Raw genomic sequence first — 14,864 nt, forward strand, 5'->3', positions numbered from 1 at the left:
CTCACTAGATAGAAGATGGGTGATCCTGGCATGGCCGCCAGGATCAAGCCATCGAAGAGCTTTGCGAGATAATGCCTTTGGTGCCCTCAAAGGCCTTTCATTTCTACCACTTTCTCGGCGGCTTCTTCACCGTCAATTTAGCCTGACTGGTCATTGGAAATTTCAGTCCATTCGACTGCAGTAGCTCAAGACGATCCTTGTCCAAATGATTGGCGATGTCCCGTTCCGCCTCCTCACTCCACACCACATGCCCTTCACCCCGGCCAAACAGCTTGGAGTTGAGGAAGGCATCGACCTGCGCTACCCGCACCGGGTCGCAGGTGATGTAGCCGATCGGCACCGTGGCGGCACTCTCATCACTCGGCTGAAAGTGGTACTGAACCACCGCGAGCTGCCCTGGCACGAGGAAGATCTCGAACTGATCCTGAAGACCCTCGCCTTCAAACGCGATGCCGTTGGGGATCCGGTTGTGGTAGGTGCTGCGCAGCGGGCCGAACTCGCGCTTGTCCGTAAAAGGCAGAATCGCGGTGATCTTGCCTTTGGTGTGCGGCGCTTCACTGAGCTTCTCGGACGTCTTACGGCAGAAGTCACCCAGCAGCGTGCTGCTGGCAGCCCACAACGGAACAGCGCTCGACAACCACAGAGCCAGATGAACCTTGCCTTCAGGCCAGTCCTTGGACAGGTCTTCGAGCATTCGACCGATCGTGATGCGGTTGTTGTTATCGTACACCGGGCCAATCATTGCCCGTGTTTCTTGGGTGCCGTACCCCGTCTTGCGGTTTTTGTGGTCGATCAGCCAGGTATTGATATCTAGGCCGCGATCATCCAGGTAGCGCTCCAGGACTTCATCGTTGAATAGCTGGCAATACTCCTGAAGGCTCATGCCATCTTTGGGCATCCTCAGGCTGTTGAGAAAGTCGGAGATCTTGGCCTCAAGCTCCATGCTCAAAGGGCGCTGGCGGATTCCCCCAACCTTTTCCGCAACCCGCTTGATGACCTCCACACTGCCAGCCGCCGTGGGCAGCAAGCCAATCTCCAGATCAACCTGGATGTTAACCGGGGATGCCTGGTCGCACGTACCCACCTTGTAGAGCCGCGTCTTGCGCGTTTCCGACTCTGGCAGCTTGGAAAAATCCAGGTAGGCCCGATACTGATCGCCGAAAGCATCCGCCACGGCCTGCACCGACCAGGTCTTGTTTTCGAGCGGCACGGGGATCTGGGGTAGCCCCCAGCGCGTCCGATTGTTGGGGCTGGCAGGCACAATGGTCTTGGTCAGCAGCTCGAAAATCGGGCGCTCGATCTTCTCCTCGTACTTGGTAAGGCTTGGGCTCGCCGACGAGTTGCCTTTGGTGCGATCCAACAGCATCGATGAGGGCATCAGGTGCCCGTCATTGGTATGCACTGCAAGCTTGTTGCGAATCAGTGTGTCAATCAGCACATCGCATTCGCGCTTAGACAGGCCGAAGTACTGGCGGATCTCGCCTGGCAAGACCTCCCCCAGCGCCAGGAGCAGGCGGCAGGTAAACTCCTCGACCGCTGGCAGGGAAACTTCTTTCGTCCAGGCGCAGTTGATCTGGTACTGGTACGCCGGCACCAACAGGGAAATGGTGTTGCAGATGCGAAAGCCCGAGGCATCAACTGCTTGATATTCTTCATTCATGACGCTGACCCTCGATAACAGTGGTGCCATCCACGATTTCATAATCATCTGGAGCGGTGATCTGGTGCTCGTTGATGTAGCTGACAACGGTACCCAAGGCCGAAGGCGCGTTCACTCCACTCCACATACGTTTCGAGCCGATGACAACCAGGCGATCCTTGGCACGTGACAGGGCAACGTTGATCCGTGACTGATCGACCAGGAAGCCTTGAAGTCCTTTGTCATTATTCCTCACCAAGCTGAGGAAAAGTATGAGGTTTTCAGAGCCCTGGTAGGAGTCGACGGTGTCGATCCTGACGGCACCGCGCAACGGCGCGGCCCACTCGGCGCGACTCAGTTCTTCCTCGATCAGGCGCTTCTGCCCACGGTACATCGTGATCACGCCGATCGGCTGCGGACTCATCGGGGTGCGCTTGGCATTGATCTTTTCCATGTGCTCGGGGCGCGCCAGTTGCCGAAGCAGGTGCAAGCACACGGCTACCTCGTGCTTGTTCACAAACTTGCCTTTTTCAGGCTCATCTTCGTTGACGGCACGCTCCCCGCTGCCGCTGTCAATCCAGCTCACAGCCTTGTTCAGCGGGTACGGTAGCTCCGAACACCAGGACTCAGCCTTCTTGCGGAAGCTGTGCAGCTCGTTGTTGTAGAAGCAATGGCTGACGATGTTACCGATCGGTTCGATCATGCGGTATTGGGTGTTGAGCGTAATGCCGTTGTTCACAACAAAGGCCCGCTCAAAGTCGGTTTTGACCGTCTCACGCTCATCGATTTGCAGCTTCCTTGCCACTTCGCGAACATGCCGTTTCTCATACATCGGCGCCAGCTGCTTATGATCGCCCACTAGCAGGACGCGACGCCCGCACTGCATGGCAATCATCAACTCCGAAGCCTGAGCCCGCCCGGCTTCATCGATGATGACCCAGTCGAATTCCATCTCTTCAATGTGAATGGCGCCTGCGCCGATGCCGACCAGGGTGCCGCAGACAAGTTGTGAAGTCTTGACGAGGAAGCGGTCGTAGTTGGCGGCGCCCGACCCAAGGACATCGATCCAATCCTGACTGATGCTGATCAGGTTGTTCAGCCGCTGAAGAGCCAGCAGATCCGTCACGCCGTGCTGACGCGCTACCCGCCTGGAAAGCTCATCCCAGAATTCAGGCGCAGCAGGTGATGGCAAGTCGAACTCATAACCCCGACTGTCCATGTGATGCTGAAGCGACTCGACGCAACTGGCAATTCGCTCATCAAAGTCTCGCATTTGCTCGATGCGAACAGATTCTTCGATGTGCCGCTTGGAAGCTGCATCACCTTTCTGCTTGGTGTACGTACGCACCCGATCCAGGATTGGGCTGATGCTGCGGTGCAGCTTGGCCAACTCCTCTACTAGATCCTGGCTGAGCATCAGGCGCGAAGACAGGGCATTGATGCGTTTCTCGTATTCGCGTTGGAACTTGAAGCGAATCTGGCGCTGAATCGAGCTGGAGTGACACTGGAGCATCTGATCATCGATAGCTGATTCATGCCCCAGGCGTATGACGCTCACTTCTGTGCCGAGCTTGGCGCACAGTTCTCGGGCCTTTACAGCGACCGTGTCTACTGAGGCATGGGACTGACCTACAAGAAGTATGTTCCCCGCCAGATCATTCTCGAAAAGGTAGTGAATCAGCTTGGTCACGAAAGCTGTCTTACCCGTCCCCGGCGGCCCCTGGAGAACACTATCGGCCCTTCAGAGATCGTCCGCTGGAACGTCACGATCTGCCGGGGATTGAGTTGTTCGAATTCGGAATCGTACCGTGTCCGAATGGCAGCCTCATCAGGAATCTTACCAATGACCTTCGATCGCAGGGTGCCGTTCTGATCGAAATAGGCTGGTAGGTGCGGAATGCGGGATACCCCGTTGAGCACCCTTTCCATGGCCTTTTTCCGGCGCTCTCGGGAAGCATTGTTGAGTTTGGACTCAAAGATCAGCTCGGTACCGGGGATCAGCTTCTGTTTCACGCTGCGAATGCCTGCAGCAAACATGCGCACTGCCAGGCGGCTGGAACTGCACTCTTCCGCGACAACCTCACCGAACGGGCGCCCCTCACCTTCCAGGTAGATGCCAATGTCGCCCGCCTCAGCGTTGAAGTCCAGCTCCCGGTTGCCCTGAGAAACATAGGGGATCAACAGTGCACCGCTGGCGCTTTCTTCCAGGCTGGCGTTGTCGATCTCGACGCGCATCAGCTGATCACCCTCGGTTTCCAGCATCGCCCTCCAGATGGCCGTAGGCCTGATGGTCTGGTCAACGGACTCATCGCACGTATCGCTGGCCGCACACTCATCTTCATCCGCAACTTCTTCGGCCTTCTTGAGGAAGGTCTGCACGGGCTCTTGTTCCAGCAGGAAACGCACGAAGGCTTCTTCGTTCGCCTTGGTCGAGATACCTTTCTGGATGGCAATCGGCTGGACAAAGGTGGCCTGGGCTTTTTGCCCTGCGGAGATGTATTCGCCGAAGGACACATCGGCGAGCCAGGCTGAAGACAACGCCTCGCTCACTGGGTCGAAGTTGAAGGACAGGCGCTTGTCCTGAGCGGTGATCCGGATGTACAGGTGTTCCGGGTTGCGATCGGCCTTGGCCACATGAAGGTAGTAAGCTGATTCACCCGCTTGCAGTAAGGTCAGCTCGGCAGGCCACTTGTAGGCATCGGCAATGAATTTAAGCGGCTCGATGGGAGCTGCAGCCGGTTTGCGCAATACCTCAAGGGCAGCCTTGATGCTGACCGCAAGGGGGTCGATGGCAACAGGGACTCCATTGGGCTGTTCCTTGGCCAGCTCAAATTCAGCAGTGAGGGCTGCAGGCGCTTCATTTCCCAGGAGCTCGCGGACGATCTGGTAGACCGCATAACAGTCACGACCAAAACTATCACTGGTGGATGGATCAAGCGGGCCATACTCGACGTTGTAGGGCTCCGAGGTGTCGCCGAAGTCCAGGGCGTCGATGAACATCAGTGACAATGGCTCATCCGCCTGGGTAGGCCGCACCAGAATGTTGCCGGGGTGCAAATCGCCGTGGGCAAAATCCAAGCCATGAACATTGTTCAACAAGCAGCACAACGCGGCTGCAGTTTCGAGCTTTTGCTCCAGCGTCTCAAGTTGTGCGACATAGTCTGGCCAGGCAGTTCCGTCCTCGAAACGCGTGACCACAAAGAGACCATTGCCGTGGGCGAACAGGCCATGATCCAGCAGGCCTGGCAGCGGCAATTCATCCTCCTGCGTCTGCTCGATGCGCTTGCGCATGCGCAGGATACGGCGGTTGATGCCAGGATTCTTCGGATCAACCACAGCCTTGGGCCAGAATTTCAGCAGCCCTTCTTCGCCGTTGCAAAGGCAGCGGTACACCATCTTCTCGCCCACAGGGGTAGGCACGGCCCCTGGTGCTGGCGGGAAGTAGCTCATCAGCATGTACGGGTTCCAATCGGCCTTGATGAAATCGCCTTTGGCGATCTCCTGCATGACCTCCTGAGTGTCGTCGTACTGCAGCGACTTGCCGACCGCAATGCTGTTGAACTCAGCCAGCATTTCAGAGGCATTGGCGAAGCGATTTTTCTGCTCCAGATCCATGGCCTTGGCGAAAAAGGCATCGAGTTTCCCCTCGAAAGGGTCGTTCGGGATCGACCGCCAGACGGGGATGCCATCGTCCAGGTTGAATTTCACACCGTGGTAGCAAATCTTGTGCGCCACCAGGGCCAGCAGGTAAACATCCTTGGCAAACGGGCTGAGCACCTCGCCGTCCGAGGCATACACGTCCTCAGGCAACAGCGTCGAATTGCTTCTCAGCCGCTCCGCCAGATCCCGGACGGTGCCCTTCTCGGGAATGAACGCGGCATGGAAGCTGGAGGTCAGAATGATTCGCGAGTCCTGCGAATACCACAGGTTTTGTGCGTCGATGTCACGATGGGCGAAGCCCATGCCGTGCATTTCACTGAACGGCAGGAGCAAGGCCTTGGTCAGGTCTAGACGCTCCTCCACCGACCACTTGTGCCCATGCAGGTTCAGGTGCTGCTCAAGGCGCAGGGTGTTCTTGCGCAATTCGAACAATTCGACGCAGTCGCTGGTGATGTTGTCCTCAACCATCGGCGACAACGGGCGGAGCAGGAATTCTTCCAGCGGGCTGTTGGCAGCGCTGGCGGTGCGGTAGACGTAGTCCTCACGGGTCACCACGCGACGCCATGTATCGTCATCATGAAACGCCAGGCCCAGCGTTGCCAGATCCCAGCGACGCATCATGGCCTTGCTGACCGGTGGGCCAGCCTTGGTTGCCGGATACTCGCTGAACAGGTGTTGGTCATGCACCCGGTCAGGTGCATTCGCAGCGGTGTATTCCAGGTAATTGAACTCAGCCAGCTCTACGCGATTGCCACGGAAGAAGCTGTCAAAGATGTGCTGGGCCTTGTTGGGCCTGAGCCGCCCCATCTCATCGAACTTGATCATCCGCACTTGCTGGACGAAGTTGTCGTAGTCGTTGCCAGCGATTTTCAAGAAGTCTTCGAGAGTGTGAACGTATTTGCGCTCTCCCTCAGGCAAGAACTCCGGGGTCGCGCTGCCACAGAGCACCACATGGGCTTCGACATAGGGATCGTAGGACAGCTTGTGGCCGATTTCCCGTTTGAGAATGGCTGCCAGGCGATAGCCCTGGTCACGCTTGCGGTGATAGGCGCTTTTCCCTCGGTTTTGCTGACCACGCGGGGTGGTGATCACCCAGTTGCCGTCGAAATTGGTCAGCTTGCCATGCCACTCCTTGAGCTCGACGACCAGCACCCGATCATGGGTGACGACAATCAAGTCAAATTCCATCGAGCCTTGCTTGTCGGCCACCAGTACCGAGGCATAACCAAACCAGCTATTGCGCAAGTGCTTCTGCATTTGGTCAAGCGCGTTCGTTTCGCTCTTGTGCAGCCCATTACCGCGAACGATGATATCCATACTGACATCCCTTGTGCTGACCTGCGCGACCTTGGAGTGACCAGGGGCGTCGGCGCCTCCATGGCATCCAGCTGTTGAATCGTGCGCAGTTCCCGCTGGCTTGAGAAAACACTCTTTCAGTGCTGGTTCAGATTCTGGAAGCCTGGCATACCTTGCCAGCGTCCGAGCTGTCGCGAATGGTATAAGAAAAGATGGCCATTGAATAGCCTTTCGAGATCATCTCAACATCATCGTGGTCATGTAGCAAGGCCGTTCGTTACTGGGTTGGCGGTCATGCTGAATAATGAATCTCTTTCACACTCGGAAATACCTCACGGATCGACTCAACGGTTTAGATGTTTATTGAGTCAAAAATGCTAGTTGCGTCAAGACGCTCCTGACCACCATAGCCCACATCGCAGCGACAAAATCAGAGATTGCCTGCACCAAATGAGATTGTCCTTACGCCTGACACCCAAAGGAGGCGCGCATCTGCAACGATTCCAACAATCCGTGGGTGACTCCTGATGGCGTTCAATTTGGCAGTACCCACACCTCATAATAAAGCTCATCTGACTGTTAATCTAAGTTGAAATCCCTGGTGCTTTGGATTAAGCGCAAGCACCCGCTGCAAAACTATCAAAGGAGTTGGTCAAAAATATATTGCGAAAATCTAATGCGGAAAATGCGTTTAAGGCGACAATCTGGCAGCCTAGCCTGCTGATTAAAATGAGGCTCTCTGCACCGCTGAGGAAACTTCCATACCCCCCCGATGGAGTTCATGGGGCTCTTGAATGCACTTCCCATCCTCATCAATGCCACCCATGATTGCGCCATTATTTCCTTAGGGTGCAACGCTCTGGTAGACTCCAAGCCTCTTCAGATCAACGTCAACAGGTGCACAAATGACCAAGGCAGAAATGCAGATGCTCGAAAAGGTCTGGATTGCAGAGGTGGAGAACCGCCTGCCCTTTCAGACAAAGTCCAAGGTCGCTCAAAAGCTTGTTGACGAAGGCATGCTGCAACCTGACGTGACCACCATCAGCGGCATCAAGATCGAAGGGTTCGCCCTGACCCATGCTGGTCGCTTCACCTATTGCAACAGCTGTGAAGATCCCGAAATGGAACAAAGCAGCCCCCTCTGATGGTCGAGCTGATCAAATCCGTCGAGGTCGTTTACTCCAAGGCACAGGCCGAGGCACAGGGGCTTACCAACCTCAAAGCCATGAACCTGGATGCCATGGAGGATGACCCCCGCTACGCCTTCATGGCGGCCCTGGAGCGGGACATCCCTGCCAGGGCCAAACTCAATCAACTTAAAAAGGCCTCTGATCAGCTAACCCGAGTCGTGATCCCGCACTCAGCCTGCCGATCGGGTTGCAGCTACTGCTGCAACATCTCGGCGGTGATTTGTGAATCCGAAGCACGAGCGATTGCAAAGGCTTCCGGGCGCCAGATGAAGACACTTCAGGGCGTGCCCAGCCCTTCCGTGCGCGAAAAGTGGCACAGAGTACCCTGCCCGTTCCTGAAAAAAGGCCGCTGCTCTGTGTATGACGAGCGCCCCATGGTGTGCCGACTGATGTTCAACATGGCTGACACGCCCGAACAGTGCAATACCGACATTCCCTCTAGCGACAGCCATGTCATCACACTGAATCTCAAACAGTTGGAGCATGGATTTGTCGCCGCCTTCGCGCATGAGGCCTGGGGTGACATCAGGGATTTCTTTCCGCCCTCCTGATCATAGCCCTCAGACTAACCGTCGAAAACATAATCCTCTCCCCCCAGTTTGCTACCAAGAACCGACCATGGATTTGAATAAGGGGAAACCTGACCTGGTTTGGACACACCCTGGGATACCCATTATCATAGTTTGACTGGGTTTTGGAAAATTGATCAAACACCCTAGGTTGACGGCCTGGCGCTTGGACTGCAGCCCACTGTAAAATGAAATGCATTCAGGCTCTGTCGTATTTTTGCCTTTAATTATAACCTCAGGACACCTCTGATAAAGGAACAGTACCCATGCGTCTTGGTTTGGAACAAATTACCCGTGAACAAACGGTCTGGCTGCTTCGCGATGAGCAGATCGCCCCGTTCAAGGCCGTCGATGTGAAAAGCAACTGCATCGTTTTGCAAGATTTTGAGCAGCCACCCCGGTATTTGCCCTATGACGGCAAGAACGGCTCACTGTATGGATCTGAAAAGGATGCGCGTGTTGCCCTGATCAACATCTTCCAGGAAGACCTCGACATCAGAGCACGTCGCCTGGCTTCTGCCAAGGCTGCTCTTAATCAGCTCTTGCGCCAGCTCGAAGATCCAGCCCCGTAATCCTGGCTGTTGATCACCACAGGCCAGCGGGCCCTGCACGGTCTGACCTCTGCCTGGAGACGATCACCCTCCGTAGCTAGACAAGGCGGCTACGGATTGCTCCCTGAGCACGGTCTTCAGCAGGTCAAGGTCTTCACCAGAAATCTGAGTCCAATTGAGCGCCGCCTCGGTGTATCGACGCCCCACGTGAAAAATCAAAGTCTGCCCCAGTAGCGTCATGGCCCGCACTTTCACCAAGGGTTCTTCAGGTGGCAACGAGCATGCGATCGCCACCAGGGTCTGGGCGGCGCTGTCGATCTTGTCGGCAACATGCTCACGCATCAATGTAAAACCACATTCCAAACCTTGGCCTGTCTGCGACATGGCCATGAACAGGCGCCGGGTGTCATCCTGTTCACCGCACCCCAGGAGGCGGTCGACAATGGAATCCTGCAGGTCGCAAAACAGGCAGATCGCCTGCTTCCTGGAGACCGGTTGCAGCAAGTGCGCCTCGATCATGCTCAACACTGATTTGAAATGGCTGCTCGCATCGTGCGTGATCAGTTCGGCGCAGGCCCGATACAAACCTTCCTTGTTTTCAAAGTAGTACTGCAGTGCAGGTGTATTAACGCCGGCTTTTTCCGCTATCTGGCGCGTCGTAGCAGCCTGGAAACCTTTGGTGGCAAACACGTCAATGGCGGCTTCGATGATGCGCTTACAGGTCTCGTCGCCACAGTGATAGGCCTGACGATGGGTGCGTCTGATCTTCTTGTCGGGGTGCGGCATGAACCTTTCCAGCTCAATACATGGGTAAAGCAATTGTATCAGCCGGGCAAATAATTCCAATCAGGAAATCATAAAACCTTCACCAAGGGCTGCCACGCTTGAAGCGCACAGCCAGTGGATGGCCGATGCACCCTGCCCAGGGAATGGGCAGGTATCAGGCGATTAAAGAGAAGGGGCAGCAACCGAGGTCTGTACAGAATGAGGGGCATGCTCAAGTTTCAGGGGCTCCCGCCTGGTGCCAAGATCCATTTCTTCCTTGACGATGGTTTTAGGGTCGATCGCGTACCTTTCAGCCCAGCCCTGTGGAAGATGACGGCTTTTCAGAATCGCTGTCAGGTGATTGGTGTCCCCTTTAATGTCAACGAGCATGGACAAAGCTGTCTGGTTGGCAAGGTGCCTGTCGACCAGGTAATCCTTCACTAGGATTTGCGCGCTGCGCTCGACGTGCTTGAAGGTAGGCTCGTCCTTGCGCTTGGTCAGATCCAGGATTTTTTCAGTCGAGAGGTTCATTTTCTGCATCGTCTGAATGCGATTGAGCGACTGCTGGCTCACCTCAGGCTCAGCAAAATACTTCCCAGTGAATCGGGCCTTGCACCACTGCATGAAGGTCTTTTCCTTTGCCAGCGCGCCATCAAGAATAGCTTGATCGCGCCCTTCCAGGAACTTTGCGTTGTCGTAGTGCTTTTTGGCGTCCCAACCCAGCTTCAAGCTGATGAGCCCGAACGCCACCAGGCCTGCCGCCGCCGAGGTGCCAAACCAACCCATGTGGATCTTGTCCATGCTGTAATTCATCATCTCCATGACAGGAGCCATGGTTGGAGAATTGAAAAACGAGTTCACTGTCCGCCCTTCCAACCCCATGCCGAGCGCAGCAGCAGCGCCGATAATCATGGCGTTTCCACCGACATAGCGAGCCAACTTGTCCGCAATATTGGCTTTGGTGCCTTCATCAATCGGCTTAATGAACACGCTTGACAACCAGGGTTTCATCTTCACGAAATTGTTGAAACCCGTACCCACCTTTTGCCAGAAGACATAGGAGTCGGGACGCGTGTAGTGATGGATGCCATTGAGCCCCAGGTTCGGCTTGAACTCGGCTCCAATAAGGTCTTTGGCCAACACGCCCACCACCTGGTTGGCCTGAGCCTCAACGACAGGGGCAATCTCTTTGGCTTGAGCGTCAAAACGCTCCAGAATCTGGCTTTCGAGCTTAAGCTTGGGCATGGCGGTTCCCCTTGACCCGGAGGATGAAATGATCGATTTGATACAGAAACTCCTCGGAGGCCTTGAAAAAGCGCTCTTCGACAGCAGGGTCAATCATCTCATCGATGCACCTGAGTTCTGGAATGTCATGGCATGACACCAGCAACGACATGCGCGTGCTGATCACACTCAACCGCCCAAGGATTTGCTGAAGACTCTCATCATCGACATGGGGCGCCAGATCAATGACTTCTGCGGTAATCCTGCTGTTGGTCGTCAATATCTTTTCGACCCGCACGACTGAAACGGGGTAATTTCTCATGCCTAACCCTTCTTAGCGAGGTTTTGGGATATTCTAACAGATAGTGTGCTGCAAATTACAATTTCAGCAATGCGTCTAGTGCGGGTCGCATATGAGGGCTGGATCATCCTGCCTGCGCCTGAAGCAACTTGTAACCCATTTGCGATTTACCCTACTATTGAAGATGCAGGGTATTCTTCAATGTGCCTGTAAGCCTCAGCGATAACCAAGGAGTCGGGCCTCTTGAGCGTGGTACCATGAATGGCATTTCTGGTAGCCCATGTTCATACACCCCAGCTCAACCCTCACTGTGGGGAACCGGTTTGAGCATGAGATACTTGGCCAGTTGCCCCACACTCCATCAACAGTACACCTAAGGCGGCAGACCTCGTGTTCACAATCAATCAAGGCTTCTCAATCAACCCCAGCAGCATGGCCAGCCAACAGCTGAATGATGATGCCGACGCCCTGCTAAGCAAATGCTTTGAGCTGGCGCCCATTGTTAACACACGATCCGTCGAAGCAGCCTTGCTGGCCAGCGATGATCCCGTGGGTGCAGCCGGCAGTTTCTATGGGAAGCTCAACGTTGAGCTGATGTTCGAGTTCATGCCAACCAAAATTGATCACGAGGCGAACATTTTTGAAATGTTGGTCGATCGAGGCATCAATATGGTTGATGCGTGCCTACAGAACATCAAGCTACCGCTGCTGAGCGTTTCCGAGACGCTCCATTTGATACCGGGACTAACCATGACCGCGTCAGTGAAATCTGATCGGGATGGACTGGTGAAATTGCCCTACGCCATTGCCAGGCTGGATCAGATCTACGCGAAGGTGCTCGACCTGGCGTGCTTCGCCCCCGACCTTGACGTCCGACGCGGCCTTCCCAGGGTGTATCCAGGACAACACCTGGGCATTCCCCTCAATGATCCGAAAGCACGTGCCTTCGCCCTTGTGTTGAACACACCCAATCCACTGCCGTATATCGCCAATTCCACCTTGATGCAGGACTGCATGGCGCATTGGTTTGACGAGTTGCAAGGGGTGGAAGGAGCCTATCCCCACCTTGCCATCGAGGGCCTTCTAAATCGGTTCAATCGTGCTCACACCGACCTACTGCGGCGCATGGCGTTCTACACCGATGACCGCAATGGCAATGAACTCGGCATTGATCGCTTGCTGATCACGGTCGCCAAGCGGATCTCCCAGCTTGACCTGCGCCAGGACATACCGTCTTATCGCGCCCTGGATTTCGAACAGCTCTTGCTGCCACTGGGTGACGCTGTAGCGCTTGAAACGCATCTTGAAACGCAGGGCGCCACGCTTTTCCAGGTGGCATCTAACATCATTGCTTCCGGCAGCTTCCTGGAGTCCAGGCGCATCCTCCAGTCGTTCTTCACGTTCCCTGAGTCATTCGTTCGCTTGCTGGTTGACCAGGAGATGGAACCAGATCGAGCCTTTTCGCTGTTCGCTCATGCCCTCGGTGATTACCTTGGGAAATCAAGATTCACGCCTGACTGCGCCGACCTTCAGGGGAAAATCGACTGGTACCGTGAGGTTTTCCAGGCTGCGGGGTACCCCGACCTGAAAGGCACTCACGCGCTGGATACGCTGTGCATGAACATCGAGCATGGCGAATACTTTCATGCCAGGGGGTATTTGCGCACCGAGGAGATGAACCTGGGGAGCGGTTTCTGCAGTCGTGGTTTTAACTCACCCTTCTCGGGACTGCAAGCTGAAACGATGGCGCGTCGGGAGCGAAAGGTCGCATTCGCCCTCGCCATGGGGCAGATTGAGATGCTCCTGCCCAGTGCCATCCATTTGCTCGACAGATCCAAGCCCAAAGGCATTGACAAGGACTATGAGATTCCCAGCCTTATATTGAACCTTCTGAACCGTTCGCTTGTAGCTCCGAGCCAGATCATCTTCTCCAAAACAGCCTTCAAGGCGGCGATGACGATGGGCTGCTCAGCCCACTTGCTGTTGGATGACCCAAAGGTGGCCGATATCATGCGCGACAGTCTCGACGACATCCTCGAAGACGAGCTGGGACTTTGAACATGCCACTCTCAATCCACCCTTGGGATCGCAGGGCAACGCAAAAACCCAAATATCGCGTCGTCGCTGATTATCAGAACCTGATTGATCAAGCAGTGCGCAGGGTGCTCGCAGCGCGCCCTTCTCCATGAGTGCTGCACAGCGCAAGCCGCTGCGCGAACTGATCGATGTGGCCCTGCATCCTTCGAACCTGAGCAGGGACTCTTTCTGGAATCATCTGGCCAAGGATCTGCGCGATACCCTCGATCCGTATCTCCATGAAACGCCTGTGGAGCAAATGCGCCTTTGGGAAGGTCTCTCAAAATGCGGGCTGGAGCCGATTGCATTTTTTGAAAACACCAACCCATCGATTACGGGCAGCATGGTACCGTCCCCGAGATTGCATCTGCCTGAACATGATGAGGATAAGCACACAGCCTTTCGACACTTCAAGGATGAGATTCGACATCTTGATCAAGCCATGGAAACGTTCCTTTTCCCTGAGGAAAACGCCATTCAAGTAGGTTCAAAGACCTTCGCAAGCCATGAGGCAAGGCTCTACCACCTCATCAATGCAACGCCTGCCAACGCGACCTACTTGGCTACGTCAAAGCTCATGGCGCGATGCAGAGGCTGGTGGCTTGACGAGTTGCAGCAACCCACCGCCCCTCGGGTGTTCAATGCCAGGACTGCCTTCTACCACTCCTTGATTCATTGCCCAAGCCAACATGAGTTCGCACGGACACTAGAAGCGCTGCATAACTACTTTCTGTCGATGTCCATCGCCTTTGCCGGCATGCCTGCACAAGAGGATCCCGAAGCGTTCGACTGGGAGTGGGTCGAAATGAAAACCCACAGTATCCGAGACCTCCAGTTTGACGAAGAGCAGGCAGTAACCTTGGCGGCGACAGCACTGATAGCAGGCTCTATCAAGGGGGCAGCACGAATCCTGGAAACCTTGATTGATCAGCCTGACGCTTTCGTTCAAGCATTGCGCGCTGGTGGGCAAAATAACGAGCAAGCCCAGTATTTTCTCAAAGTGTGCCTTTATAGCCATCTCAACAACAGCACAATTAGCCCCTCTGAGGTGCTTTCACTGGTCGAGAACATGCGCACGGCCTTCGTAGGCTATGGGTACCACGACATTGTGCGTACCCAGGCGCTGGATGCAGTGACCTGTCGCCTGGACGCTGCTGAACAATTTGAAACCATGGGCTATTTGCGCACCGAGCCGATGGGTATGGGGGATGGCTTTTGTCGCACGCCCCATAAGGTAAAGAATAAGCTAGCTCCTGCGGGTACCCGAGAGGTTGAACCGCAACATTGCGAACGTGCGATGGCACTGGCTTTGCGGCTCCAGCAAACAGAAATGATCGAGCGTGCCGCCACCGTGTTTTTTGATTTTGAGATCGATACCGCAGAGGAATCGATGCTGTGCCACGGCGCGGCACTCCGCTTCCTGATAGACAGTGACCAATTCGACCCGACGACTATCATCACCACTCCACGCAGGGCAGAAATGGCCTTGAAGCTGGGGGTTAGCCGGGAGAAATTCCTCGCCCACCCGCAGCTTAAACATTATGCCGCCAGTGCCCTGGAGATAGATCTGGGTCTTTGAGCAAGCCGGGCAGC

At 55.3% G+C, this 14,864-nt stretch carries 11 protein-coding genes; 5 read left to right on the forward strand and 6 right to left on the reverse strand.

The annotated features are described in order from the left end of the window. Positions 1-103 precede the first annotated feature (103 nt). Genes DV532_RS28660 through DV532_RS28665 form a run of 3 tightly spaced genes read right to left on the reverse strand, consistent with a single transcriptional unit; the run spans position 104 to position 6,616 of the window. A complete protein-coding gene (locus tag DV532_RS28660; protein ID WP_236707496.1) occupies positions 104-1,690 on the reverse strand; it encodes a hypothetical protein in 1,587 nt (528 codons plus the stop codon). Further along, the gene (locus DV532_RS31050) at positions 1,653-3,329 is read right to left on the reverse strand and encodes a DEAD/DEAH box helicase (protein ID WP_256659155.1); all 1,677 of its coding nucleotides are present in this window, start codon (positions 3,327-3,329) and stop codon (positions 1,653-1,655) included. Before DV532_RS31050 ends, DV532_RS28660 begins: the two co-directional genes overlap by 38 nt. Next, the gene (locus tag DV532_RS28665) at positions 3,326-6,616 is read right to left on the reverse strand and encodes an NERD domain-containing protein kinase family protein (protein ID WP_256659156.1); all 3,291 of its coding nucleotides are present in this window, start codon (positions 6,614-6,616) and stop codon (positions 3,326-3,328) included. Before DV532_RS28665 ends, DV532_RS31050 begins: the two co-directional genes overlap by 4 nt. A gap of 884 nt (positions 6,617-7,500) precedes the next feature. Here DV532_RS28665 and DV532_RS28670 point away from each other — a divergent pair. From DV532_RS28670 to DV532_RS28680, 3 genes are all read left to right on the forward strand, one after another. Beyond that, entirely contained in the window at positions 7,501-7,740 is a 240-nt protein-coding gene (locus DV532_RS28670; RefSeq protein ID WP_056798324.1) for a hypothetical protein, read from the forward strand. After that, complete coding sequence (locus tag DV532_RS28675; protein WP_056798322.1) at positions 7,740-8,336, forward strand: YkgJ family cysteine cluster protein; 597 nt, start codon at positions 7,740-7,742, stop codon at positions 8,334-8,336. The genes DV532_RS28670 and DV532_RS28675 overlap by 1 nt, the downstream gene beginning before the upstream one ends. A 284-nt stretch (positions 8,337-8,620) precedes the next feature. Continuing rightward, entirely contained in the window at positions 8,621-8,926 is a 306-nt protein-coding gene (locus DV532_RS28680) for a hypothetical protein (RefSeq protein WP_056798319.1), read from the forward strand. Positions 8,927-8,989: 63 nt separating this feature from the next. Here DV532_RS28680 and DV532_RS28685 read toward each other — a convergent pair whose 3' ends face one another. From DV532_RS28685 to DV532_RS28695, 3 genes are all read right to left on the reverse strand, one after another. Continuing rightward, a complete protein-coding gene (locus DV532_RS28685) occupies positions 8,990-9,691 on the reverse strand; it encodes a CerR family C-terminal domain-containing protein (protein WP_056798316.1) in 702 nt (233 codons plus the stop codon). A 162-nt stretch (positions 9,692-9,853) separates the two neighbouring features. After that, the gene (locus tag DV532_RS28690; protein WP_056798314.1) at positions 9,854-10,915 is read right to left on the reverse strand and encodes a hypothetical protein; all 1,062 of its coding nucleotides are present in this window, start codon (positions 10,913-10,915) and stop codon (positions 9,854-9,856) included. Then, positions 10,902-11,216: a hypothetical protein gene (locus DV532_RS28695; RefSeq protein ID WP_056798312.1), complete on the reverse strand. Its 315-nt coding sequence runs from the start codon at positions 11,214-11,216 to the stop codon at positions 10,902-10,904. Before DV532_RS28695 ends, DV532_RS28690 begins: the two co-directional genes overlap by 14 nt. A gap of 369 nt (positions 11,217-11,585) precedes the next feature. Between DV532_RS28695 and DV532_RS28700 the strand changes: the two genes are divergently transcribed. After that, a complete protein-coding gene (locus DV532_RS28700; RefSeq protein ID WP_056798310.1) occupies positions 11,586-13,253 on the forward strand; it encodes a hypothetical protein in 1,668 nt (555 codons plus the stop codon). Positions 13,254-13,380: 127 nt separating this feature from the next. Continuing rightward, positions 13,381-14,850: a hypothetical protein gene (locus DV532_RS28705; RefSeq protein ID WP_120715502.1), complete on the forward strand. Its 1,470-nt coding sequence runs from the start codon at positions 13,381-13,383 to the stop codon at positions 14,848-14,850. The last annotated feature ends 14 nt before the right edge of the window (positions 14,851-14,864 follow it).

Source organism: Pseudomonas sp. Leaf58 (genome assembly GCF_003627215.1).
Lineage (GTDB): Bacteria > Pseudomonadota > Gammaproteobacteria > Pseudomonadales > Pseudomonadaceae > Aquipseudomonas.